General features: G+C 54.8%; 22 protein-coding genes and 1 pseudogene. 1 reads left to right on the top strand and 22 read right to left on the bottom strand.

What is annotated here, in order from left to right; translation table 11 throughout:
• Positions 1–5 precede the first annotated feature (5 nt).
• The 19 genes from XYCOK13_RS06685 to XYCOK13_RS06595 form a co-directional block, all read right to left on the bottom strand.
• Positions 6–944, bottom strand: a complete 939-nt coding sequence (locus tag XYCOK13_RS06685) for a DUF4855 domain-containing protein (protein ID WP_213411095.1) — start codon at positions 942–944, stop codon at positions 6–8.
• 97 nt (positions 945–1041) lie between these two features.
• Positions 1042–2052 carry a glycosyltransferase gene (locus XYCOK13_RS06680; protein WP_213411094.1) on the bottom strand — a complete coding sequence of 337 codons (1011 nt, stop codon included), beginning with the start codon at positions 2050–2052 and terminating at the stop codon, positions 1042–1044.
• Positions 2053–2055: 3 nt separating this feature from the next.
• A complete protein-coding gene (locus XYCOK13_RS06675) occupies positions 2056–3057 on the bottom strand; it encodes a glycosyltransferase family protein (RefSeq protein WP_213411093.1) in 1002 nt (333 codons plus the stop codon).
• On the bottom strand, positions 3038–4048 hold the full coding sequence (locus tag XYCOK13_RS06670) for a DUF4855 domain-containing protein (protein ID WP_213411092.1): 1011 nt from the start codon (positions 4046–4048) through the stop codon (positions 3038–3040). The genes XYCOK13_RS06675 and XYCOK13_RS06670 overlap by 20 nt, the downstream gene beginning before the upstream one ends.
• Before the next feature lie 17 nt (positions 4049–4065).
• Complete coding sequence (locus tag XYCOK13_RS06665) at positions 4066–5082, bottom strand: glycosyltransferase family 4 protein (protein WP_213411091.1); 1017 nt, start codon at positions 5080–5082, stop codon at positions 4066–4068.
• Between the two features lie 170 nt (positions 5083–5252).
• Positions 5253–6806, bottom strand: coding sequence for a DNRLRE domain-containing protein (locus XYCOK13_RS06660; protein WP_213411090.1), 1554 nt, complete (start codon positions 6804–6806; stop codon positions 5253–5255).
• A 15-nt stretch (positions 6807–6821) separates the two neighbouring features.
• Positions 6822–8135 carry a nucleotide sugar dehydrogenase gene (locus XYCOK13_RS06655; protein WP_213411089.1) on the bottom strand — a complete coding sequence of 438 codons (1314 nt, stop codon included), beginning with the start codon at positions 8133–8135 and terminating at the stop codon, positions 6822–6824.
• A gap of 5 nt (positions 8136–8140) precedes the next feature.
• Entirely contained in the window at positions 8141–9250 is a 1110-nt protein-coding gene (locus tag XYCOK13_RS06650; RefSeq protein WP_213411088.1) for a DegT/DnrJ/EryC1/StrS family aminotransferase, read from the bottom strand.
• Positions 9243–10232, bottom strand: coding sequence for a CgeB family protein (locus XYCOK13_RS06645; protein WP_213411087.1), 990 nt, complete (start codon positions 10230–10232; stop codon positions 9243–9245). Before XYCOK13_RS06645 ends, XYCOK13_RS06650 begins: the two co-directional genes overlap by 8 nt.
• 2 nt (positions 10233–10234) lie before the next feature.
• Entirely contained in the window at positions 10235–10969 is a 735-nt protein-coding gene (locus XYCOK13_RS06640; protein WP_213411086.1) for an acyltransferase, read from the bottom strand.
• The gene (locus XYCOK13_RS06635) at positions 10966–11985 is read right to left on the bottom strand and encodes an NAD-dependent epimerase/dehydratase family protein (RefSeq protein ID WP_213411085.1); all 1020 of its coding nucleotides are present in this window, start codon (positions 11983–11985) and stop codon (positions 10966–10968) included. Before XYCOK13_RS06635 ends, XYCOK13_RS06640 begins: the two co-directional genes overlap by 4 nt.
• A complete protein-coding gene (locus tag XYCOK13_RS06630) occupies positions 11982–13022 on the bottom strand; it encodes a Gfo/Idh/MocA family protein (protein ID WP_213411084.1) in 1041 nt (346 codons plus the stop codon). Before XYCOK13_RS06630 ends, XYCOK13_RS06635 begins: the two co-directional genes overlap by 4 nt.
• A gap of 257 nt (positions 13023–13279) precedes the next feature.
• Positions 13280–13618: a hypothetical protein gene (locus XYCOK13_RS06625; protein ID WP_213411083.1), complete on the bottom strand. Its 339-nt coding sequence runs from the start codon at positions 13616–13618 to the stop codon at positions 13280–13282.
• Complete coding sequence (locus XYCOK13_RS06620; protein WP_213411082.1) at positions 13615–13920, bottom strand: alpha-helical endospore appendage domain-containing protein; 306 nt, start codon at positions 13918–13920, stop codon at positions 13615–13617. The genes XYCOK13_RS06625 and XYCOK13_RS06620 overlap by 4 nt, the downstream gene beginning before the upstream one ends.
• A 17-nt stretch (positions 13921–13937) precedes the next feature.
• On the bottom strand, positions 13938–14234 hold the full coding sequence (locus tag XYCOK13_RS06615) for a hypothetical protein (RefSeq protein WP_213411081.1): 297 nt from the start codon (positions 14232–14234) through the stop codon (positions 13938–13940).
• Positions 14231–15280 carry a GT-D fold domain-containing protein gene (locus tag XYCOK13_RS06610; RefSeq protein WP_213411080.1) on the bottom strand — a complete coding sequence of 350 codons (1050 nt, stop codon included), beginning with the start codon at positions 15278–15280 and terminating at the stop codon, positions 14231–14233. The genes XYCOK13_RS06615 and XYCOK13_RS06610 overlap by 4 nt, the downstream gene beginning before the upstream one ends.
• 12 nt (positions 15281–15292) lie before the next feature.
• Entirely contained in the window at positions 15293–16474 is a 1182-nt protein-coding gene (locus XYCOK13_RS06605; RefSeq protein WP_244865040.1) for a glycosyltransferase family 2 protein, read from the bottom strand.
• The gene (locus XYCOK13_RS06600) at positions 16471–17235 is read right to left on the bottom strand and encodes a glycosyltransferase family 2 protein (protein WP_244865039.1); all 765 of its coding nucleotides are present in this window, start codon (positions 17233–17235) and stop codon (positions 16471–16473) included. The genes XYCOK13_RS06605 and XYCOK13_RS06600 overlap by 4 nt, the downstream gene beginning before the upstream one ends.
• 95 nt (positions 17236–17330) lie before the next feature.
• Positions 17331–18482, bottom strand: coding sequence for a glycosyltransferase family 4 protein (locus XYCOK13_RS06595; protein WP_213411079.1), 1152 nt, complete (start codon positions 18480–18482; stop codon positions 17331–17333).
• Positions 18483–18724: 242 nt separating this feature from the next.
• Here XYCOK13_RS06595 and XYCOK13_RS06590 point away from each other — a divergent pair, with 242 nt between their 5' ends.
• The gene (locus XYCOK13_RS06590) at positions 18725–19828 is read left to right on the top strand and encodes a YheC/YheD family endospore coat-associated protein (protein ID WP_213411078.1); all 1104 of its coding nucleotides are present in this window, start codon (positions 18725–18727) and stop codon (positions 19826–19828) included.
• 67 nt (positions 19829–19895) lie between these two features.
• Here the strand turns inward: XYCOK13_RS06590 and pflA are convergent, their stop codons facing one another.
• The 3 genes and pseudogenes from pflA to adhE form a co-directional block, all read right to left on the bottom strand.
• A complete protein-coding gene (gene pflA / locus XYCOK13_RS06585; RefSeq protein WP_213411077.1) occupies positions 19896–20663 on the bottom strand; it encodes a pyruvate formate-lyase-activating protein in 768 nt (255 codons plus the stop codon).
• A gap of 130 nt (positions 20664–20793) precedes the next feature.
• Entirely contained in the window at positions 20794–23046 is a 2253-nt protein-coding gene (pflB, locus tag XYCOK13_RS06580; RefSeq protein ID WP_213411076.1) for a formate C-acetyltransferase, read from the bottom strand.
• A gap of 64 nt (positions 23047–23110) precedes the next feature.
• A pseudogene (gene adhE / locus XYCOK13_RS06575) lies at positions 23111–25733 on the bottom strand (bifunctional acetaldehyde-CoA/alcohol dehydrogenase).
• Positions 25734–25808: the final 75 nt, after the last annotated feature.

The following is a 25808-nucleotide window of genomic DNA, read 5'->3' as shown; positions in this document are numbered from 1 at the left end:
GCATGCTATCTGTTGATACGCGCAGCCTTGCCGCGGCGCCTGCGAATCCCGTGAACGACGTGGACCAAATCCCGATAAAGCTGCTTTCTCGTTCGGGCCAGGTCCACCAGGTCGGTTTCTTGGAAGACAAACATCAATGAAGCGCGATCCAGATAATCCAGGCGGCTGGGAACTCCTCTCCTCCAGTATTCATACGGATGGCCTCGGTCACATAGGCTGCCCTTGCCGCACACGAGCTGCAGCCCGCTCCCCACTGTTGAGGCAAAAAGCGCGGCATAGTCGATATACTCAACCGGAACATCAGATCGGCCATAATAGCCCGGATTGACATACATGAAATCAAACCCCATATCCTTCCATGCATGCACATGCGCAGAACCGTAATGTGCGAGCCACATAAACCGCAGGCCCTTGCTCCTAACGTGCCGCCCCAAGGCCCGAACGAGCGCCTCGTCATCCGCGACCAATACTTCCCGCGGCCATCGAAAGCCGCGCAGCTTCAGGGAATGAGCGAATGAACTGCGCTTCCACTTGCGCAAGCATGCATCCACCCACCAGAGCAGCGCCTCCAGACGATCTTCCGGATAGCGAAAGTTCAAGCTCGTGCCGGATGAGCGGCCGAAATCCGGCTGCAGCCGATCCGGATAAGGCAATGTGATCCATATATCTATGCTTCGCTTCGCTTCTGCTATCGCTTCATCCAGCGCATGCAGGAGCTGTTCCGGCGCAAAAAGCGCAACGAGCCATTCCAGCCAATCCCGCTCATCCGTCGGCTCCGTGAGGCCGAGATACAATGGATTCCAATACCGGCCATAGCTGGATTGCATCGGTGTCAACAAAACAGCGGAGAAAAGAGACTGCTCTGTTCTCCGCCGCTGATGTTCACTGTTTCCGTAAAGGACATATCTCCACTCTGCAGCATTCCAGCTGCGGTGCATTTCCATACGCGGCGCCCCCCAACCGAAGCATACCTCGACTATTGGGTTTTTGTAGCCGCAAGCTTGCGGATGGAGATAAGGCAACATCGTTCGCTCCTTTCGCTTACGAGTTTTCCACCACTTTGTAAATATCGACAAGCTTGGGGATTACTTTGGAAATGTCATGCACCTCTTCGGCATATTTCCTTCCCCGCTTGCCAAGTTTCTCCCGCTTGGCGGCATCCGTAATAAGCGGGACCAGCGCTTCTTGCAAGTTGGCAGGATTGGCGCTCACAATCGGCAAGTCGCCCGGGTAAGTCGAACGCAAATCATCACGGATATGACAGACGACCGGCTTCCCGAGCGCCATCGCTTCCACGGAAAACAAGCCGTAAGTGCCTACCAGAATCTGATCGATGACAATGTCCGCCTGATGATAAAGCTGCAGCGCTTGATCATGGCTCATGTTCTCGATCTTGTAGTAGGTGAACGAATAGCCCTGGCTCCAGAGCGATTGCAGGGCGGCTTCAATGATCGCCGTCCCCTTGAAGCTCGGCTGTGTGGGTGCATGCACGATCATCGGAACGCTGTTGCTGCGAAGCGGGTAGACAGGCACAGTCGTTTGAACGGGAAATGCCAGCGGCAATACGAATACATGCTTGTAATAAGGCTTGACATATGGCATCAATTCATGATCTTGAATAATAGCGGTTGGGATATAGGCCGACATATACTGCAGCCGCTGCACCATTTCCGCGTCGGACCACGGATTGCAAGGATCTGTTAAATAGGGACTAAACGTCTTGGCAAGCCCCGCGATTCGCACATCGTTGCCCCAATGATGCATGACCATTTTCTTGCCCTCCGCGGCATATGTCGGCAAATCGTACAGATTCCTGTCCAGTGTTGTCCCAAAATGGAAGTGCATAATCGGATAGCCAGCTTTTATCAGTTCATAGGACTCCTTGATATTATCCAAATACGTATTAATGATGTGATTGGAATAGCGCAAATAGTTGATAAACATATTGTAGCCTACCGCCATATGGCCATATTTGCGAAGTCCTCCCACAAGCATCCCCATCTGCCCCGCTATTTCCAGCGGGCTGTGAAACACATGAAAGGATTTGCTCATTCTTCATCCCTCCCGAAGGATTTCTTCATAAATTGCCCGCAATTTTCTTACAACAGGACGAATGTCATGATACGTTTCTGCAAATCTTCTGCCTTCCCGGCCTTTCGCTTGCCGCAGCGAAGCATTGGTAATCAATTCGCGCAACCGTTCCTTAACCTGCGAGGGGTTGGCGGAACAAATCGGGGGCGGAGACGGAAATCGACCAACCAGATCGGCCCGGATATATCCGACGACTGGCTTGCCCAAGCTCATCGATTCCACTGCAAGCATCCCGTACGAGCCGCAAAGAATTTGATCCACCACTATATCCGCTTCCCGATACAATTGCAGGGCTTCCTTGTTGCTCATCTTCTCGATGCGGCGGTAACGGAAGAGCAGTCCCTCCTGCCTCAGCTGGTCAATAGCCTCTTCCACATAGGCCGTGCCTTTGAACAGCGGATTGGTTGGAGCATGAATAATCAGCGGATTGGAAGTGTGCGGTTCCGGATAGTAAGGCTTCATCTTGCGAACATCCATGGTGATTGGCAAGACGTGGACCTTCTCATAATAGCGCTCCACATAAGGCAGCACTTCATGATCTTGAACAATCGCATGCCGGATGTAACGCGTCATGACCTGCAGCCTTTCGTCGATGACCTCCTCTGGAGGGGAATCGCCGGTATAAGCATAGCGGTTGTTGACAGTAGCCAGAGCGTGGGTTCGAACATCATTGCCCCAATGATGCATAACTATCGGCTTGCCCGCTTTGTACAGCAGCGGCAAATCCGCATACCCGTCCAGCAAGGTAGCCGCATAGTGAAAGTGAAACAGGTCAAAATGCCGCACAATATCGCGGAACATCCATTCCAACTCGAAGATATCCATATTGAAGACGTACTCTCTGTAGCCAAGGTAGGAATGGAAGGTATTGTACGCAATCGCCTCAACCCCTTGAGCTTTCAACCCTTGGCAAAGCATGCCCATCTGGCCGGCAATCTCAATCGGGCTATGCAAGACCTTCATCACGATGTTCACTCCCGCTCCTCATCGTGTTGCGGACGCCATGCATATAGCGGTACAGTAGGCCGTAATAGGGGTGATGATGCCGATGCCAGGAAGCAACTCGGGAAGCAGGCATTTCGTACACATGAACGCCGCCTGCATAATGCTCGTGGAGCGATGTCAGCCAAGCATCCAATTGAGCCCGGCGCTCCGCCGGTTCCCACACAACCAAGCCAAGCTTGTGCTCGCTCGCAAAGTCAGACGCATGCTTGATCCAGTCTTGCCCTCTGCTGCCACTGCCGGTAAAGGTTGGCCGCAAGCATATCTGATGAAAGCCGAGCTTTTCTCCCAAATGCGCATCGCTCGTACCATAATTGGCGCACCACATCAGTTTCAATCGCTGCTGGTCAAGCATCTTGGCAAGAGATGCGACGATTGTGCGGTCGTCACTGTCCATAGAATTTTTCACCCAGACAAATCCTCTCATTCTGCAGCGATGACCCGGATAGAGAGCGGACGTGCTGCACCAGCCGGATTCCACGGCCCTCACCCACCAGATTAAAGCTGCCAGCCTGCCATCAGGATTGCCGCTGAAGGCGATGTTTTGGCCTTGAATGCTGCCAAAGCTCTCCCATTGAGCGTCCTGCGGATAAGGCAACGCCGCCCAGCAATCGACATGTTCCCATGGCTTTAGCTGTCTGGACAAATTCATCACTGCCGCCATGTTTCGCCCTTCAGCAAAGAGCGCATCCGCGGCTTGCTGCCAGCCATCCTTTGAGGCTGGCCCGGCCATTCCCAAATAGCGGGGAGATATCATTCCCCCTCGCCGGTCACAGCCAGGTTCAAAAATGAATCCATCGTAATAACGCGCGCCCCTGACCGCATTTCCATCATGAACGACCAGGGGGAGCAGCTCCTGCTCGGTCCAAAGACGATACGATGTCTGCCGGGGGTTTCCGCCATAAGCGATCAGGCCAAGGTGTTTGTCAATTATCGTGTTCGCATACAGAGGCATACTCTCACCCTTCCTTGTTAGAATTTTGTTGCTGCCATCGTGGAGCCATACAGAGAAAGGAGTTGAAAGGTGACGGTTCTGGCATCGTGATGCGCTTTTGCATAATCTCTTCCTTGCCGACCCAGCTTCCTTCGCAGTTCGGGTTCGGATAGAAGGTGTGCCAGCACAGCCCTCAAAGTATCCGGGTTAGCTGAGACGACAGGCATTCCCGGCGGATAAGTGTCTGCCAATTCCGGATGAATGTAAGCGATCACGGGCTTTCCTGCCGCCATAGCCTCCACGCTGACGTTCCCGTAAGCGCCGCATAAGATTTGATCAATGACAATATCGGCTTGATGCAGATAACGCGTAGCTTCTCTATGCGACATCCGTTCAATAAGCACAAAAGCAAACTGATGCTTCCGCTGCAATTCTCGCACGGTTCGAATGATGATATCGCTGCCTTTGAACTGACGGTCTGTCGGTGCATGCACCACCAGGGGGATTCGCTTGTTGGCCGAGGGAAGCTGCAGAGGCACACGATCGATCTCAATCAACCGCGGCAACACAACGACCCTTTTGTAGTAGTCCTCTACATAACGGTACAGCTCATAATCCTGAACAAGCGCAAGATCTACATAGTCGGCGAAAAACCGCAAATTCCGGTCTATCGTTTCATCTGGCAAGGAGCTTCCCGTCCATACATAAGGATTGGCGAGTTTATTTCCCTGTTTCGATTGTCGCGAGAATCGCACATCATTGCCGCGATGATGCATAATGACGGTTTTCCCGCTTTCGCGCAGCCATCGAATATCGCGAAAATCGGTGAAGAAGCTCAACCCATTGTGGAAATGAAAAATATCAAATGCCCGGGCAGCACGGTGGAACATCTTCTGCAGCTGATAGGCATCGGTAACAATGCAACGATTCCGGTAATTCAGATAGGTTGGATAATAGTTGTAAGCGGAAGCGAAGCAGCCCAAACGGTTCAACTGGTCGCACATGAGTCCAGCCTGGCCTGCAATGTCAAGCGGTGCGTGAAGGATTCTATACAAGCTCCTCCCCTCCTTTCCTATGCTATGCGAAACGAGCCCCATTGTATGGGGAGACAACTATCGGCTTCGGAAAAAGGCGCCTGTCCTACAAAAATAGCCATCCCGCAGCAGGCATGCTGCGGAGACAGCTATTCATGGTATACCCCGGTTGGAATAGAAGAAAAATGATGTCACCCATTCGCGGTTACAATAAGCTTGGGCTGCCGCCACACAAATTTGGGTACAACCAGGCCATGATTGCCCAAGTGGTCTTCCGCCCACATGCGGGCTAATGCCGTACAATCCCATTCCAGCGTTCGTTTGACGCCCTTTCGGCGTGCGGAAACTTTGGCGCGGAACATAGGCTTCGGCATTCGTTTTGGACGCTGGCGCTTGGCAATGCTGGCCCGGTCCCATCCTTCGCGAATCCGATACACCCGTACGGGAGCACTGCCGGCTACAACCGGGAGCTGCAGCTGGGCATGCACGATTTGGTATCCTGGAGGAATTTCAGCGAGATTGAAGGAGAAGTAAGAGCGAACCTTCCTCCCCTTCTTGCAATAAAGTCTGTTCGGGGCGAGCACGAAACTGTTCGCCGTTCGCTCCGGCTCCTGTGCTGCCACCACCAGCTGTCCTTCCAACGCACTTCCCTCCAACGCAATTCTGCGCGTGGTAGGATGAAGCGCGTAACGAATGCGGTCAGGTCCCATGCAATGGATGACCTCCGGCTCCGACGTCTCTTGGCCCGAGAGCAACCGATATTCCCGCTGATAGATCCAGTTCAAGTGACCTGCAATTACATTAGTGTCGTGATACTTTTCCGCATAGGCTCTGCCTTGTCTGCCTCGCGCCTCCCACTCCGTAGGAGCGGCAAAGAAATGCCGCAGCACACCTCGAATTGTAGAGGGGTTAGCCGAGAGAATGGGCAGATGCTCCGGAAGCCGGTACTTGATATCCTCGCGGAGATAAGCGATAACCGGCTTGCCCAGCGCCATGGCCTCTACGGAAAGCACACCGTGCGAGCCGCATAAAATTTGGTCGATAACCAGATCCGCACGCCTGTAGACTTCCCATGCCTCTTCATGAGACATTCCTTGAATCCGTTCATAACGGAAAGCGCAGCCTTCCGCACGCAACTCCTCCAACGCTTCCTCAATATAAGAGGTTCCCTTGAAATACGGATGCGTTGGTGCGTGCACAATCAGCGGCTCCGCGCGCTTGACTGGATAGGAAGGCTCGACGGCATGGATGTCTGTAGCGACGGGCAGCACATAGATGCGGTTGAAATAAGGCCTCACATAATCGGCGACCTCGAAATCCTGCACGATGCAGGCGTCGAACGTCCGCTGTGCCAATTTCAAGCGGTTCCTGATATCCTCGTCGGATTGGAACAGGTCGATTAAGCGGGCATACGGATTTTTGACGAGCGCGGCTGCTTCACTGCGTACGTCGTTGCCCCAGAACTGCATAATTCGCACTTTTCCGCTCTGCTTCAAGTAAATAAAGTCTTCCCCGGCAGTGCTGATCGGATCGCCGTAGTGATAGTGGAAGATGTCTACACTGTCCCTCGTCGCCTGAAAAATTTGCCACAGGCTTTCCTTGCTCACCTGCTGAATATTTTCCTTGTAGCCCAAATAATTTTGCTCGACATTGTACGAAGCCACTTCATAACCGTGCCGCTGCAGACCCTTCGTATTCAGGCCCATCTGGCCGGCAATTTCGATAGGTCCTTGAAAAACCTTCATCGAAGTGGACACCTCCTATAATTTGTAATAGTGGCCTTTGCAGTTGCGGTGGACCATGCAATTGCGGGTATCGAACAGAGCTGGCGCCTTTTCGGCCAGCATGTCGTAATCCAATTGGTCATGGTCTGTCGTAACCACAACCAAATCGTAATGCGGCAACGTCTGCTCCAACAGCGGCACGCTGTGTCTCACATCGTTTCCTCTGCGAATTTGCGGGACATGCGGATCATGGAATTGCCATTCCACCCCGTATTGGTCCAGCCATTGAATAATGTCCAGTACCGGGGATTCCCGCAAATCGGACACATTTTTCTTATAGGCCGCGCCCACAAGCAATACTTTTGAGCCTTTCATCGGCTTGCCGAGCTCATTCAAAATCATGGTCATGCGGAACACGACATACTCCGGCATGCTCTCGTTAATCGCAGCCGCTTTCTCGATCAATGCGGTGGTGTAATGATATTCTTTGGCTTTCCAGGTCAGGTAGTACGGATCGACCGGGATGCAGTGGCCGCCAATGCCTGGTCCGGGGTAAAAGGGCAGGAAGCCGTACGGCTTCGTACTGGCCGCCTCAATAACCTTCCATATATCCAGCTTCATGCGATGGCACAGCACAGCCAGTTCGTTCATCAAGCCGATATTCACCAGGCGGAACGTATTCTCCACGATTTTCGCCATTTCCGCCACCGCCGGTCCGTCAACCTGAAACAGCTTCTCCTTGAGAACCCGTTCATATAGCTTCGCCGCCAGTTCCGTGCACTGCGGCGTCATACCGCCGACAACACGAGGAATGCCCTTGATTTGATAGTTGCGATTGCCCGGATCGATTCTCTCCGGGGAATAAGCCAGAAACAGCCGTTCCCCGATGCGCTGTCCCGCTTCCTCCAATATGGGCTTGACGATCTCCTCCGTTGTGCCCGGATAGGTGGTGCTGCTCAATATGACGAGCGCCTGCTGCGGCATATGATCGCGAATCGATTGGGCCGCCGCCAGCAAGTGATCCATGACCGGCTGTTTGTGCTCGTCAATCGGGGTTGGCACACAAATGCTGACTGCATCAACTTCCGCAAGCAAGGCGAAGTCCGTTGTGACCTCCAGCCGATTGTTCATCCGCTGTTCGCGCAGCTCCTCGCTGCTCACATCGGATATATAAGACTGGCCCTGCCGCAATGCCTCCACCTTGCCTGCATCCACATCGAATCCGATTACCCGGTAGCCGGCCTGCGCTTTGGTGACGGCTAGCGGCAGGCCTACATAACCGAGGCCGATAACGCCCAGCACGGCCTGGTGGCTTTCGATCTTCTTCATTAACTGTTCATAGGCGGACACAGCTCTCAACTCCCTTCATAGAATTGGCGTATTTGAGCAGCAACCGTTTCCGCTTGCTTGCTCGTCATGCCTGGAAACATCGGCAGCGACAAGCTGCTTCGCACCAAATCCTCTGTATGGGGAAACTCTCCTTCCTTGTAGCCGAGCTTGCGCAGAGCCTCCTGGCGGTAGAGCGGCACAGGGTAGTAGACACCGCAGCTAATCCCTTTGCTGTTCAAATGCGCCTGAAGCTCGTCACGTCTCTCGGCCTGGATGGTGTACAGATGATAGACCGGCAGCGCACGAGCATCCACGACCGGCACGGTCACCGGCAAATCGTTCAGTAATGAATCGTACAGCGCTGCTATTTCCCTGCGCTGCTCATTCCAAGCGTTCAGCCTCTTCAGCTTGACGCGAAGAATTGCTGCATGCACTTCATCCAACCTGCTGTTCCAGCCGATTTCATCATGATGGTATTTTTGACGGCTGCCGTGAACCCGCAGCCGGCGCAGGCGTTCAGCCATATCGCGATCATTGACTACGATCATGCCTCCATCCCCGCACGTTCCCAGGTTTTTCGTCGGGAAGAAAGAGAACGACGCGCCTTGGGACACGGCTCCCGGACCGCGCCCCTCCCATTGGGCGCCGATGGCCTGGCAGGCATCCTCGAGCACCAACAGCCGATGCGCATCTGCCAGCTGCACGATCGCGGTCATATCTGCCATCTGTCCGAACAAATGAACAGGAAGAATCGCCTTCGTCCGGGGCGTTATCCGCCGGGCGGCGTCCTCTGCGTCCAGATTGAACGTATCCGGCCGGACGTCGGCAAATACCGGCACAGCGCCGACCTGCATAATGGCTTCAGCTGTCGCAAAGAAAGTGAACGGTGAGGTAATCACCTCGTCGCCGGGCCCAATCCCCAATGCATACAGATGCAGCACCAAGGCATCTGTCCCGTTGCCCACGCCTATCCCGTAGGTAGCGCCGCATTGGGCGGCAACCTCTTCCTCCAGCTTGCGCACTTCATCACCCAGAATGAACGCGCCTTTCTTCAACACGCGACTGAATGCTTCTTGAATTTCCTTCTCCTGTTCTTTCCATTCATGCTGAAGATCAATGAATGGCACATTACCCAACCGCGGCCCCTCCTCTCTGCCGAATATGCTGTGCGATCGTCTCCAGTGCAGGCGGCAAGGTCACGCTATAGGAAAATTTCTCTCTGGCCAGCTGCATGCCGTTCATCGCAATTCGCCTGCGTTCATCTTCGTGATTCAAGTAGTAATGAATTTTATCCAGGGTTTCCTCTGGTGAATTGGAAACTTCGCAGCACAGCCCCGGCTGCAGCAGCTTATGAACCTGTGCTGTGCCGGAAGTGAGCAGAAATCCTCCGCTTGCCATAATTTCATAGGTCCGGTTGCTGATTTGCTCTTCGATGGATTGCACGCCGATATTGATCTTCGCCGAATTGAAAGCGGCCGGTGTACGATGGAACGGCAAGTTTCCTTTGTGCATGCCGGGTGCCGGCGACGTCCCGTAGTACTCTGCCGCATGCTCCCAGTCTTTGCCCCACAGCTGTACATGCAGACCGGACTGAAACAGGGGCACAATCAGATCGCGAATGCTTCTTCTTCGGTATATATCCCAAAAGTGCTGTACATTGGCGATAGCGGAAACCTCACACTCCAGCTCGGGAGACGGGGCAACCGGACGATGAAGCTGCTCGTTGCACCCCACATCCAGATAACGGGACGGGATTCCCATGGCCTCGTACATGCCAACACATGCCTCTCCCCGCGTCAGGACGAAATCCGGCTGTGTCCACTCTATATAGCGCTTCGACCAATACTCGAAATGCAGGCCGTCCTCTTCAGCGTAATAAACATGGAAGACGCCGTGGCGTTTCAATACTGTGCGAATCGCCTCGACTTTCAACGGATCGCAATGTTCCGCGTCCCATCCCATATCGATATAGAAGTCCGGTTTGTGCATGCGCACTGCCTCTTCCAGCGATTGCTCGCTTGCATCATTCAGATGGTACACACGGTGACCGAGGCTTTCCAGCGCCCACCCCATGCTCAATCGAAATACATCCAATGAAAACTGGGCTAAAATTCTCAAGTCTATTCTCCTTTCTTCTCCTGTGAGCTAGGCTTTAGCGGCCGAGCCGGATTCCCTATCCAAATTTGTCCGGCCGGCACCGATTTGCTGACAACGGCCCCGCCTCCGATAACGGCTTCTTCACCAATTTCGATGCCCGGCAGCAGTGTTGCATTGTTGCCAATTGCAGCCCCCTTGCGAATGATCGCCCCTTGATAGGCATAAGGCCGCTTGCCCATATATTTGTCATTCGAGGTGGAGACACGCGGACCTATAAACACATCGTCCTCGATCGTCATATCCCCGGTAATATAAGCCCCGGTTTGTACGACTACGCGTGAACCGATTGTGGTGTTCAGTTCAACCGTAGCCGCTCTGCCGATGACAGTTCGACTGCCGACACGAGCATTCTCCCGAATTGAGGCATGGTCGGCAATGAAGACATCCTCGCCAATCTCGCTTCCCGCGTAGAGAACGACGTTCGCGCCAATCGCCGTCCCGTCTCCAACCTGCAGCGGGGACAGGGCTGCAGGCTTCCGCTTGATTCTGGCATTGGATGAAGGCTGCTTGCCTACTACGCTGCCCGGTCCAACCTTGACGCCCGCCCCGAGACGGGTGCCTGGACCTATCACGGCATGATCGCCTATCTCCGTGCCATCCCCCAGCACCACATCTTCATGAATCACCGCATACCAGCCAATTCGGCAATTCGCCCCTATGCGCGCTGATGGATGAATCGAATGAACCGGTTCGCTCATGCCTCATCTCCCTTTCGTACGTTTGCTTCCTGTCTATACCACTCCCATGTTTTCAGAAGGCCTTGATCCAACGAATGCCGAGGCCTCCACCCGGTTGAAGCCTGCAGACGCTTCATGCTGACGGCCCGGCGCTGTACCGTATCGATTCTGCGCTTCTCCACATATTCGCGAGGGTAATTGTCGGGCATGCCCGTTACGGCGCAGACACGCTGTGCCAGCTCATTAATCGTCGTTTCCACACCTGTGCCGATATTGCAGACACTCCCCTTGGTTGCGGGGCTGGCCGCAGCATCCAACACGGCATCCATCGCATCATCCACATAGGTGAAATCCCTTGTTTGCTCGCCATCGCTGAAAATTTGCAGCGGCTCTTGGCGAACGAGCCGCTCCATGAATTTCGTCACTACTCCGCAATATGGATTCGTGCTCACTTGACCTGGACCGAAAACATTAGAGAAGCGCAGCGCGGTAAAGGGAATGCCAAAGCTTTGCCCATAAGCGATGCCCAGCAGCTCGCCGCACATCTTCGAAGCGGCATAGGGCACCGTCACGTTGTACTGGTCCTCCTCTGCCGGCAGCCGGGAAGCATTGCCGTAAATCGAAGAGGTCGAGGCGTAAACGAACCGCCGCAGTCCAATGTTCCCTGCGCTTTCCAGCAGCATCTGCATGGTTCCCTTTGCGTTTACCTCGAAATCGCTCGCCGGCTGCTCCATGGACAGCACAATATTGCGCGCCGCGAAGTGAAAGATGTAATCCGCTCTTTGCAAGTACGGTCTGATCGCGGGTCCGTCTGCAACACTTACCTGCTTGAAGGAAACATTCGGCGCGGACGGGACAACATCCCGGCGACCGGTATACAGATCATCAATTACGACAATGTCCGCTGCGTAAGGGAGCAGGCGGCGCACAAGATTGCTGCCGAGAAATCCAGCTCCGCCTGTTACGACAATGCGGCACCCTCCAAAAATCCGGGCGTAATAGCGATGCTGACCGTTCTCAGGGTTGGTCCGCTTCATGATTCCATCATCTCCATCGTTGAGAATTGCTCCAGCGGCAAATCGATCGTCCTCCGTTCCTTTGCTGCGCGGTAAACCGCCAAAATCCATTCCAGCGCAATCATGCCTTCCTCCCCGTTCACAAGAGGTTCGCGATTCGTTTGCACAGCCTGAACCAAATCGGCATAAAGCGCAGCGTAGCCATCATCGGCGGGCTTCCAATCCGGCAATTCGACTCCTGGAACACACCAATCGGTGATTTCTGCCAGCTGCTTGCCCGTCAATTCGATCGTGCCCTTTGAACCGAGCAGCCTTAGACGCTCCTCTGTATGCCCGCGCGCAGCGCATACGGTTGCATGCACTTGCACAATGCCGCCGGGTTCCGTCTCCGCTACAGCTGACGCCGTATCCTCCGCTTCGATCGGACGCAGCAGTCGACCGATGGCTCCTGCCGCCGAACGGGGTTTCCCGGCGAACCAATACAGCAAGTCGATATTATGAATAGCTTGATTCATCAGCACCCCGCCGTCCATCTCCCAGCTTCCTCGCCAGGGAGCCTGGGCATAATAAGCGTCGTCCCGATTGATCCGCAACGTCATTTCGGCATGGATGATTTGGCCAATGCCGCCACTGGAAAGCAGCCGCTTTAGTTCCTGCAAATGCGGATAGAAGCGCTTCTGATGGCATACGGCCAGCTTGCCGCCGAACATGCGGGAAAGACGGTTCATCTCCCGTGCCTCTTGCACGGATAGTGCCATAGGCTTCTCAACGACTACATGCTTGCCTTGAATCAGCGCTTCCTTCGCGATGCGTCCGTGCAGCCCGCTTAAGGTGGACACCACAACAATGTCTACATTTGAGTCAACCAGCAGTTCAGCATATTTTCGATAAGCGTTCACCCGAGCAGCCGGGAAGAACGATTGATAGCGTTCCACTACAGCCTTCATCGCCTCGTCGGATACGTCGCATACCGCGGCAAGCTGCAAGTCGGAGGAATCCATGACTGCTTCCAGGTGCTTTCTTCCTATAAATCCGCAGCCTATTAATCCGACATTCATTTCCACCACCTCCAAAACGAATATGCGCTTGTAGAACAATTCATCTTATGTTGATTTCCGTACAAGCGAATAGACCATTGGACGGGTATGCGTCAATTTAGGCAGAGGTGGAGCATGCCTTGCTCTTAACCAAGGTCAAACCCGCAGCAACCAACGCCGAGCTTTGGAAGCGTGCTTTGCCCGAAAGCCAAAAAGAGCACGCCGCACTGTTTCAGCTATGCGGGTGCCCTCCACCGGCTCTGCACATTTCCCATGTTTCATGATCCTGCCCGAAAAACCCCATCTGCCAACCATGGGGACGCCGGTCGTTTGCGCAGGCGTCTCCGACGAAATGAGGTCCCTTCAGACTCATCCATCTGTTCCCGACCGTTCCTGGCAACAACTGCTCCTGCAGCCTGCCTCAGCCAATCGTCCAGCATCGAGGCCGCAGAACGCTGCTGCATAGCCAGCTCCTCATCGGGGAACGGCAGCGAACGGCGAAGTTCGGCGGTATGATCCAGCAAATCGGCGATGGCGTACTGCGAACGGACGAGCGCCGCAAGCAGGCGCTTCTTCAGCAAGCTGTTGTCCAGGTCAGCGCCATGCAGCCCAGTCATGACGGTTCTTCTCCCTTCCCGCCGAACATATCCATGCCGCCGCCCGATTCTTCTTCCCCGAGCAAGATTTTCAAGTGGCCGACAATGCCGCTTTCCACCCGTGCAATGCCTTCCAGCATCTCTACAACCTGCTCGTGCACGGCGAGGCATGGTTTTAACGGGTCCCCTTCTGCCAGGCAGCCGCACAGCCAATTGCGGGCCTTCTCCGCTTCCAGCGCTTTATGCGCCAATATTTCCGCCAGCTGTTCATGCATGCGAATGGTTGACAGCAATAGCCGCTGCTTTTGCGTTTCCTCTCTCATGGTCCCCCTCCTGCCGGTTATTCTTCGTCTTCGTCCTCATCTTCCTCTTCCTCCCTAAGCACTAATCCGGTATGCTCAGCCAGCACTTCCAATACGCCGGCTATGCCATTCAAATATGCAATGACATTCTCCTGAATCCGCCCTGCATGCTTATATGCCCTCTCGGCGCCGACCGCCGCACCGCGATGGTTAGGCAAACCATTGGTCTGAGCGGCCATGTGAGCCGCTACGGTCTTCTCCGCTTCCAGCAATCTGGCCAACTGGTCATGCGCGTTGGCCAGCTGCTCGAGCAGCCGCAGTTCATTCTCATTCAAAAGCCTTCCCCTCCTTTCGTATAGCGGTCGGCCATATGGCCGAAATCAATGGCCACCTTGCCCATGACAGAACGAATATGCGATACAATGGGCACTGCGGCGATTCCGGCGGAAACAAGGGCAAAGTCGAAGGAGTGCTTTTCCACGTCTGCCAGCACGCGCGGCACATCCGCCATGCCGCGAACAGGGTGTACGGCTCCACTGACCCGGTTGCCGTTGCTGCGCAGCTTCTCGGCCACATCATGGGCCAGGTTTCCGACGACCAGCACGCGCCCTGCTTCAAGCAGCCGGTTGATGTAGCCTTGGCGATAAAGCTCGTAGTTCACCAGCGAGTGGGTCAGCGGCAGCGACCGATAATCCATGCCGTGGGCGCGCAGCACTTGAAGGAAAAGCGGTTGAAAAGCCCGCTTGCGCGACAACGGAATGCCGATCGCGTCGGCTTTGCGGATACCGGCAAGAAGAAGGTCGCGAGCGCCGCGGTCGGGAATCTCAACTCCCGCATACGGCAGGAAGAAGCCCAGCCTTCGTATCTCGCTGTCGGACATCGCGGTTTCCTGCGCCATCGTTAACAGTTCGCCATCTCCCAACCGGATCAGCCCGTAAGGAGTGGCGGACTGAACCGCCTGCAGCAGCTGTTCGCCGATTTGCGCCGGCGGTGTTACAGAATAGAGCGAATCCTTGTATTGCCCCAAGCCTGCCTCTATCAGCTTTTCCATCGGCACGTCAGCCAGCATCGTATTCGGAGGCAGCAGCTTCTCCACCCAGGATTCGGCAGCCTCATATACGCCTTCATCCTTGCCGGCGGCAAGTCCGAGCTGATACGTATCGGTCGCTTTCAGGCCATCTTGATAGCCTTCCCCGTAGCCCCTGCCGTGCGCCTGGTTGTAGCCGTCATCGTAGCCGGAGTCGTATCCTGTCTGAAATCCTTTCAAATAACCGCCGTCAAAGCCCTGATTAAAGCTCATGCTATTCTGTCTGGCAAGGCGCGCTGCAACCCCCTTACGCCGCTTCAGCTGCAAATGCCTGCCTTTCTTTTGCGATTTCATGCTATCCCCCCGTCATCTTCGCCTTTGGCGTACCGTATCGGCATAAGCCAGCCTCGGTCCCTTCAGCTTGATCAACTGGCTGAGCGCTTCCATATGATCGCCGATAATCATCTCCGCCACCGGATTTTTCGCACCGGTATTGCTTGTGCGAAGCCGATTTTGCTTGACTACATTGACATGCCCGCCCTTCCCGACGCGCAGCCCCGCTTCGAGAGCAAGCACCTGCGCGAGCGGCGGAACAGCCAGCTTCTCCAGCCCGATCCTCCATGCTGCCTGTCGGGTCATCACATGCGGCACCGCTGTCAGGGAATTGACCGACAGGTCGTTTCGGTCCAGGACGCGATTGAGAAATTCCTTCATAATGGTCACCTCATCCCTGCGATCGAAACGATCAACGAACGGAGAAATATCATTCAACACAATGTCCGCCCCGTTGCGAATCTCCAGAAAAAACGGCAGCAGCAATTCACCGGGTACAGCGAAATCCGCATCCATAAAGAGCAGCAAATCCCCTTGCGCCTCTTTGGCACCCAATGTTCTGCCGACATCATGCCCCAGCGCCTTCTCATAATGCAGCACCTTGACGCCTTCGAACGTTTCCGCAATATCCCTTGTGCGATCCGCCGAGCCGTTCACGACAACAATGATCTCTTGAAGCGGCATACGGACAAGCTGCTCCAGCACGCTGCCGATTGTCCTTTCCTCATTCATCGCGGTCAAGATGCAGCTGGCCGGGCGAGACTCTGGCAGCAGCAGCCAATCAGGCGGCTCCGGATTCCCCGCATGCGCGCCCCCGACAAAGGCGCGCATCAACGACTCATACACAGCCGGATGGACTTGACCCGGCACAACCTGCCCGAGCCATTCCGACCATCTCTGCTGCAGCCGGGCCTTGTCGACTGTCTCGCCTGAACCGCGAATGGCGGCCTCTGCTTCAGCCCCCGCCGTTGCGGCCAGCTGAAGCAAATGCGCATCCGCCTCCGGGCGCTTTTCCTGCTCGCTTGCGTCCGAATAGACGACGGCGATTCGTCCTTTGCTCCGAAGGTCCCGGCGGCCTCTGCTTCGCCCAATGCGTCTTTTCCTCCGAACAAGCTGCCTGTTCGCCAGCCTTCTTGCGCGTCTTTTCCGGCGCCGGCCGGGATGCGCTGCCTGTATGTGTCCTTTTTTTCGTCTTTTTCGCTTGTCGCTCTTCACACTAACCACTCCCGTCTTCGAATCTTGTCGATCCGATTCGCCCGGGGTCCTTTCATCGTCAGCAATTTGTGGATGGCTTCGGCATGGTCCCCCAATATCAAAAATTCCAGCGGATCTTTGCCATTCACTCGCTTGCGCTTGCGCGGGTTGGTGGAACCGACATTCACATGATGAACCGCCTCCACCTTCAATCCGTTCGCAACGGCGCGCACTTGGGCGCATGGGGGGACCGACAAGATATCGGCTCCAATTGTCCGCAGTGCGCTGCGGCTTAAGGCATGCGGAACCGTTGTCATGGAAACCCCCCGCAGATCCGATCGGCCCATAGCGATATTCAGCGCATGCTTCGCCAGTATGACCGAATGCACTTGCGTGCGATGAACAGGTCCGGCATAACGGTTCAGCGCCACATCTACGCCATCCTCCACAGCCTTGATAAAGGGTATCAAGTCTGCCGAGGCTATCGGTATATCCCCATCCAGGAATAATAAAATGTCTCCTTTGGCGGCCTTCGCTCCAATGCTTCGGCCCACATCATGCCCGAGAGGCTTGGGATAGACCAGCACACGAGCGCCCGCCGCGCGGGCAATGCGCGCCGTACCGTCGGTCGATCCGTTCGCTACTACAATAATCTCGACTTGAGGATGAATCTTGGCTGCCCTCGCCATGACCCGACGTATTGTTTTGCGTTCATTCATGACTGGTATAATGACAGATACTTTGGGGCGGTTAGCATTGTGAATCAACTTCTTTGCCTTCACGACAGATCCCCACCTCCTCGGCATATTGTATGTGCGCACGCCAATGCGGACACGGCGCTTGTACCGGGAGCGGTGCGGCATGTTCGCGCATGCGGCTACAGACAACTGCGGTAAAGCTCCTGCAGCCTTCGGGCAGATGCTTCCCATGTGAAGTGCTCCGCAACCCGTCGCCTTCCCCCTTCTCCCAAAGCCGCCGCCAGCGGCTGATCCTTGAGCAAGCGGACAATGGCATCCGCTAGATTGTGCTTCAGCTGTTCCGGCGGAAGAAGAAAACCCGTTTGGCCGTCGAGCACCACTTCCGAGATTCCTCCCGAAGCGGCAGCTACGACCGGAACTCCTGCAGCCATGGCCTCCACATTCACTAAGCCAAACGCTTCATCATGGGTGGAAGGAACGACGCACACATCAGCCGCAGCATACCAGCGCGGCAGTTGATGATGATGGACGAAAGGCACAAACCGCACTGCATGCGGATAGCGGTTGCCGAGCCGGTGAAGATTCGCCACATAGGGTGTGAGGCTGTACTTGTTGTAATAGGGGCTCCCTACTATAGCCACCACGATATCCGGACAGTGCTCGATTATTTTCGGAACGGCTTCCAGCAGAAGATGCACGCCCTTCTGCTCGCGCAGTCTGCCGACGAACAGCACGACCTGTTTATCCCGATAGCCAAGACGAGAGAGCAGCTCCTCGCGCAGCTTTTGTCCTCGCGCAGAATGTCTGGGCACGAATTGGCCGGCGTCCACGCCCAAGTGATTAACCAGGATCTTTTCGGCCGGCAGCTCAAACTGCGACAGAAGATGTTCCTTTAAATAGCGGCTGTTTACAAGAATGCGATCCGCCGCTGCCAGCTCTTGCTGTGCCCGGGCAGCGGACAGCTTTGCGGGCTGGATGAAGGTAGTTGAATGCAGCGATAGCCATACGGGCGAGTGCTTCAGCTTTTTCTTGAACATGCGCACCCAGGAAGGGCGATTTTCAATTTGCAGGAGAGAGGGCTTGCATTGGCATGCTGCAGCCGCCGCCTTGCGGCAGTAGGCAGCTCCCGGTCTGGCGCGCAGTCGAATATGTTCGACGCCTTGGACCTCTTTCTTTCCGGCCTGACCAGGGAATCGGCGTGACACTACGCATTTGCGGCCGCTGACTTCCAAATGGGACGCAATTTCATGCACAGCTCTCTCGACTGAGCTGCTCCCTGCAGATGGTACAGGGAAGCTTCCGGGCGCGATCCACATGTAGGAACGTCTCATCGTTGTTCACCCCCTGCCCGGATGAACGTCCGGGTACTTCCTATTATCATATACAGATCCCCGTACGCCGGGAGGGCATATGCCCTGCGGCGAGAACCTAATTCCCGCACCTGCTCGGCTATTTGTCCAATCCGTTTGTTCTCCCTGTACATACTATTTTTAAGAAACCAAGATGGACGAAGCGGTGCAAGCAGCGCAACAAGCACAGCAGGGATGATGGGAACTGATCAAGGAGGTGGAGTATGGAGCAACCTCGAGTAGGAGTTTTAATCAGCAATCGCGTATATCGTAAAATGTGGAATGGGGAGAAGGACCGGGAAAGACTTGATTTCTATGTGGAAGCGGCCGCACGCTCCGGCGTACAGCTCTGTTTCATGCGACTCGCTGATATATCGCTGGACCGTCTGGAGGCGACAGCCTGCCTTCCCGGACCGCAAGGATACGAGCGAAAACGAATCCCATTGCCGTTCGTGATTCATAATCGCACCTTGTACTTTAAGCAGGCGTCCAAATTAAAGCTGAACAAACTGTCCGAGCTCTGCGTGGTGTTTAACGGGGGAAACCGCTACGGAAAAGTCTATATTCATGATTTGCTGATGGAGAATGACGCCTTGCGTCCCCATCTTCCGGGAACGAAGAGGGCAACGCGCGCCACGCTTCGCCAGTGGATGAAGCACTATGATGAAATTATTCTCAAGCCGGACAGCAGCAGTATAGGCAAAGGGATTTACAAGCTCAAGAAGAGCGGGAGCGCTTGGCTGTTTCAACCGGCTTCCGCCGGCAATGGACGGGCCAGACGGCGCATCCGCTTCCGCAAGAAACTGCCGCCAAGCCTGCTCAAGCTCATCCGTTCGCGGCCCTATGTTGTTCAGCAGTGTCTGCCGCTCGCCCATTATGACGACAAGCCGTTCGACATTCGCGTATCCGTACAAAAGGATGAAACCGGCGAATGGCAGGTGACCGGCATGGCGGTGAAAGTAGCAGCCAAAGGAAAATTCGTGACCAACGTTGCCCAAGGAGGGGCCGTTTATCAGCTTGAACATGTCCTGCAGGCACTCCCGCATCTGAACACCAATCAGGTGGAGCAGGATCTGCAAGCCTTCTCCCTTAGCGTTGCCGAACAATTGGATAAGCACTTGCCCAACCTGGCGGATATCGGGCTTGATGTCGGCATTACCAGCCAAGGTTTTCCTGTATTTATTGAATGCAACAATCGGGATCTTCGTTACAGCTTTGATAAGGCAGGATTGCCGGATGCCTGGCGATCCACCTATGCCAACCCGATCGGCTACGCTGTGTATCTGATCCAGCAAGCAGCCCGCAAATATGTACAGCGGCCGGGCTAACCGAGTTCGAGCTCGATATGAAAGCCCGCATTCCTGTCCTATGACTGGACAGAATGCGGGCTTCTTTTCATTCGCACTTGTTCTTCCGGCATTTTGGGTCCTGCGGATCGCCCGCTTCATCCCTCCCCCGGGAAATGAACCGGCAAGCTCGCTCTATGTCCTCCTCCGCGGGGGGCTCCACGTCTTCCAAAGTATATGGCAATCCAAGCTGCTTCCATTTATATACGCCCATGCGATGATAGGGGAGCACTTCTACCTTTTCCACGATCTCCATTCTCTCTATAAATTGCCCGAGCAATCGCAAATGCTGTTCCTCGTCGGTCCAGCCAGGCACTAGCACGTGTCTGATCCAAACCGACTTCCTGCTCGCTTTCAGCTCCTGAGCGAAGCGGAAAATCCGATCATGCGACTGGCTCGTCAACTGCCGATGCTTCTCCCGATCCATCTGCTTCACATCCAGCAGCACCAAATCAGTATGCGCCAGCAGGTCTCGTGCAAGCTCCGGCTCGCAGTAGCCCGACGTATCGAGGGCCGTGTGCAAATCCCAGCGCTCCTTCGCCTGCCTGAACAGCTCGGCTACAAAGGCAGCCTGCAAGGTTGGCTCGCCCCCGCTTACAGTCAGTCCTCCCCCCGATAACTTGTAGTAAGCTAGATACGGCTCTATCTCCGCCAGCACCTCCTGCACGGTCATGCTTTGCCCGCCCGTCTTGCTCCACGTATCCGGGTTGTGGCAATACCTGCATTGCAGCGCACAGCCTTGCATGAACAGGACGAAGCGAATGCCTGGTCCATCTACTGTTCCGAAGGTCTCCATCGAATGAATATGTCCGATCATGCTGTCACCCGCTTTCATTGAATTTCCGTTACGTTCTCTATCGAAAGGCCTGAGGCATATCAGCATGATTCGTCCAGGTAGGCTGGCACGCCCTCGTCAAGCAAGCAGCCAGGCTTTCTCTCGCCGCAGCTTACATCATGCCGTGGAACGTGCGATGGATCACATCGAGCTGCTGTTCCCGTGTCAGCTTGATAAAGTTGACGGCATAACCGGAAACGCGTATCGTCAGCTGCGGATAGTTCTCCGGATGCTCCATCGCATCGATCAGCTGCTCGCGGTCGAAGACGTTGACGTTAAGATGATGCGCGTTCCGGGACATATAGCCATCCAGCAGCGCTGTCAAATTGCGAATGCGCGCTTGCGGCTCCTTGCCAAGCGCCTTGGGCACAATGGAAAATGTGTTGGAGATGCCGTCCAAGCTATATTCGTACGGCAGCTTCGCCACAGAATTCAACGAAGCAAGCGCCCCCTTGCGGTCCCGCCCATGCATCGGGTTGGCGCCAGGGGCGAACGGCTCGCCAGCTTTCCGGCCATCCGGCGTAGAACCTGTTTTTTGGCCATACACCACATTCGACGTAATGGTCAGGACGGACATCGTTGCTGTCGCTTCCCGATAAGTCGGGTGCTTCTGCAATTTGCGCATAAACCGCTCGACTAGCTCGGTTGCAATCCGATCGACGCGCGGATCGTTATTGCCATATTGCGGATATTCCCCTTCAATCTCGAAATCGACAGCAATTCCCTGTTCATTGCGTATCGGTCTGACCAACGCATGCTTGATCGCGCTTAAGGAATCCGCGACAACAGACAGGCCGGCAATGCCGCATGCCATCGTGCGGAACACCTCCCGATCATGAAGCGCCATCTCCAAGCGCTCATAGCAGTACTTGTCATGCATATAGTGAATGATATTCAATGTGTTGATATACAGCTGCGCCAGCCATTCCAGCATCCGGTCATAGCTTTCCATCACTTCGTCGTAATCGAGCACGTCGGCCTGTATGGGCTTGTAAGCAGGCCCTGCCTGTGTGCCAAGCTTCTCGTCCACGCCGCCATTAATCGCATACAGCAGCGCTTTGGCCAAATTGGCCCTTGCGCCAAAAAACTGCATTTGCTTGCCGATCCGCATCGCCGACACACAGCAGGCAATGCCGTAATCATCGCCATAATATGGCCGCATCAGATCATCATTTTCATATTGGATGGCACTTGTTTCAATCGAAACCTTGGCGCAGTACTGTTTGAATTTTTCGGGCAAAGCGGTGGACCACAGCACCGTCAGGTTAGGTTCCGGAGCAGGTCCCAAGTTATACAAGGTGTGAAGAAACCGAAAGGAGCTGCGGGTCACCCTCGTGACCCCATTCAGGCCCATTCCGCCAATCGATTCGGTCACCCAAGTAGGATCGCCGCTGAACAGGTCGTTGTATTCTGGCGTCCGCAGAAACTTCACAATGCGCAGCTTCATAACGAAATGATCTATCAGTTCCTGCGCCTGCTCCTCAGTCAGCACGCCTTCCTTCCTGTCCCGCTCGATATAGATGTCCAGGAAGCTGGACACTCTGCCCAGACTCATGGCCGCGCCATTCTGTTCCTTGATCGCACCCAAGTAAGCAAAGTACAGCCACTGAATCGCCTCTTTTGCATTCGTCGCCGGTCCGGACAGATCGTAGCCGTACCCTAATGCCATCTCCTTCAATTCCCGCAGCGCGCGAATTTGCTCGCTGTGCTCTTCTCGCAAACGAATAAGCGCCTCTGTCATCGCTCCGCTCTCGAGCTGCTGCAAGTCCTGAAGCTTCGCTTCAATCAGCCGATCTATGCCATAGAGCGCCACCCGTCTGTAGTCGCCAATGATGCGGCCGCGCCCGTAAGCGTCGGGCAAGCCCGTGATAATGCCCGCTTTGCGCGCTATGCGCATTTCTTCCGTGTAGGCGTCAAATACGCCCTGGTTGTGCGTCTTGCGAATGTCGGTGAACAGCCTGACCAAGTCCTCGGGAATGGGAAAGCCGTAAGCCTCTGCGGCATCCACCACCATCCGTATGCCGCCGTAGGGCTGAACAGCCCGCTTGAACGGTTCATCCGTCTGCAGTCCGACTATTTGCTCCAAGGACTTATCGAGATATCCGGGCTTGAAAGCAGTTATGGTTGAAGGTGTGGCGGTATCTACATTCAGAACACCGCCGTTCTCCCGTTCCCTGCGTGTCAGCTCACGGACTATCTCCCATAGCTTGTTCGTAGAGGCAGTTGGTCCGGCTAGAAACGATTCGTCCCCGTAATAAGGAGTCAGGTTCTTCTCTATGAAGTCGGCTGCATCGATGCGCTCCATCCATTTCCCGGACGCGAAGCCTTCCCATGGATTCCGTCTGCCTTGTTTCTCTTTGCTCATTAGGACGGCCACTCTCCTCACACCTTTCATTCGTATGTTAAGAAATCAAAAACCAGTTGCGCATTCAGAATTTTCCATAGTAAGCATTGCGATAAATATCTGCAAGCTCTGTGACTAGCGGCATTTTCGGGTTGGCTGTCGTGCATTGATCCTCGAACGCGCGATCGGCCAAGTAATCCACTTTCGCTTCAAATTGTTCAGGCGGTATGCCCAAGTCTTGAAATTTCTCAGGGATGCCAAGCGCCGCGTTCAGCTTCCGGATCGCCATGATCAGGCTGTCTACGCCCTCCGCTGTCGTATGCGCCGGCAAGCCCAGGATCCGGGCAATCTCCGCATAGCGCTGATCGGCAACAAAATGCCCATATTTCGGGAAGGAGGCAAATTTGGTCGGCTGCTTGGCGTTGTAGCGAATGACATGCGGCAGCAGTATCGCATTCGTTCTGCCGTGAGCTGTATGGAACTCGCCCCCCCCATTTGTGCGCCAGACTATGATTGATGCCGAGGAACGCATTCGCGAATGCCATGCCGGCAATCGTCGAGGCGTTATGCATTTTTTTCCTGGCATAGGCGTCACCGTCACGATAAGAGCTTTCCAGATAATCAAAAACCAGTTGAATGGCCTTGATAGCCAGGCCGTCCGTATAATCATTCGCCATCACTGACACATACGCCTCAATGGCGTGGGTCAACACATCCATCCCGGTATCGGCAACTGCAGTTTTCGGCAGACTGAGCACGTAATCGGGATCAATGATGGCAACATCCGGCGTCAACTCATAATCAGCCAGCGGATATTTCGTATTTCCCAGCTTCTTATCCGTAATGACGGCAAAGGAGGTCACCTCCGAGCCTGTACCCGATGTTGTCGGGATGCCAACAAATTTCGCTTTTTGGCCCAGCCGCGGATACTTGTATACACGCTTGCGAATGTCCATGAATTTTTGCTTCAGCGAATCAAACTGGGTGTCCGGGTATTCATAGAACAGCCACATAGCCTTAGCGGCATCCATCGGCGAGCCTCCGCCCAGCGCAATAATGCAATCGGGCTGAAACGCTCTCATCAGCGCCGTTCCCCGTTCCACCGTTTCAACCGAAGGATCCGGCTCTACATCGGAGAAAACCTCAAGCGAAACAGGCGTCTGCCGTTTGCCCAGATAATAACTGACCCTCTCCACATAGCCAAGCTGCACCATCACAGGGTCGGTCACGATCAGAACGCGGGAGATGTCCGGCATCTTCGCCAAGTACTGTGTCGCCCCCCGCTCGAAATAAATTTTGTTCGGCACCTTGAACCACTGCATATTGACCGTGCGCCTGGCTATCCGCTTGATGTTAAGCAGGTTCACGGCACTCACGTTCGCAGTCGTGGAATTGCTGCCGTACGACCCGCAGCCCAGCGTCAGCGACGGAAGATTCGTATTGTATATATCGCCGATCGCCCCATGTGTAGACGGCGAATTGACGATCACCCTTCCAGTCTGCAGCTTGTCTGCGAATGCCTGAATGACCGCTTCATTGTTGGAATGAATGACAGAGGAATGTCCCATCCCGCCGAAGGCGACAATTTCCGCAGCGCGCGCGATGCCTTCTGCCGCATCCTTCACCCGGTAACAGGCCAGAATCGGGCTCAGCTTCTCTGCCGACAGCGGGTGCTTGCTGCCGACGCCCTTCAGCTCTGCTACCAGCACCTTCGTCGTTGGCGGAACCGCTATGCCGGCCTGCTCAGCGATTAGGACCGCCGATTGACCTACTATCGAGGCATTTACTGCGCATTTCTCCGGGTGAATGGCCAGCTCGGTCAGCTTCTCGATTTCCTCCTTCGACAGGAAGTAACAGCCGAGCTCCTTCATGAGCTTCTTGGCCTGTTCGTAGATCGGTTCCTCCAAAATGACTGCCTGCTCGGAAGCGCAAATCATGCCATGGTCGAACGTCTTGGACAAAATCAAATCTGTCACCGCCTGCTTCAAATTTGCGGATTGTTCGATTAGGCAGGGTACATTGCCCGGACCTACTCCAAGCGCCGGCTTGCCCGTGCTGTACGCTGCCTTCACCATCGAGGCTCCCCCGGTAGCCAGCACCAGAGCCACATCCGGATGATTCATCAGCATATGAGTCGCCTCCAGTGACGGCTGCTCGATCCACTGGATGCAATGCGCCGGAGCTCCATGCTTGATCGCCGCTTCATATAGCACACGGGCCGCTTCTCGCGAACATTGCTGTGCAGATGGATGAAAGGCAAAGATGATCGGATTCCGCGTCTTGATGGCGATCAGCGCTTTGAACATTGTAGTGGAGGTCGGATTCGTAACAGGCGTTACGCCCGCGATTACCCCAACCGGTTCAGCGACCAGACAATAATGCTCATATGGATTTTCCTCGATGATTCCGACCGTTTTTTCATATTTGATGCTGTGATAAATGTACTCGGACGCAAACAGGTTTTTCGTAATCTTGTCCTCATACACTCCTCGCCCGGTTTCTTCAACAGCAAGCTTGGCCAGCTTCATATGCTGGTCCAGTCCGGCCAAGGCCATTTCCTGAACGATCCGGTCAACCTGCTCCTGATTCAGCGCCATGAATGCCTGCAGCGCCTGCCCGGCACGAGATGCGAGCCAATCAACATGCGCTTGTACAGATGGCGTCGCAGCCTGCTCTTCCCCGCGCTTTGCTTTGTCAGTAATTTTCATGGTCAATCGCCTCCTTTAATCCGCTTCATCGGTAAAATGCTTGAGATCCTCCCATCGCTCGGCACTTCCGACGCG

Origin of the sequence: Xylanibacillus composti, from assembly GCF_018403685.1 — a bacterium.
In the GTDB taxonomy this organism is placed as follows: Bacteria; Bacillota; Bacilli; order Paenibacillales; family K13; genus Xylanibacillus; species Xylanibacillus composti.
The sequence above is the reverse complement of the archived record's forward strand: the minus strand, read 5'-3'. Positions and strand labels throughout refer to the sequence as shown.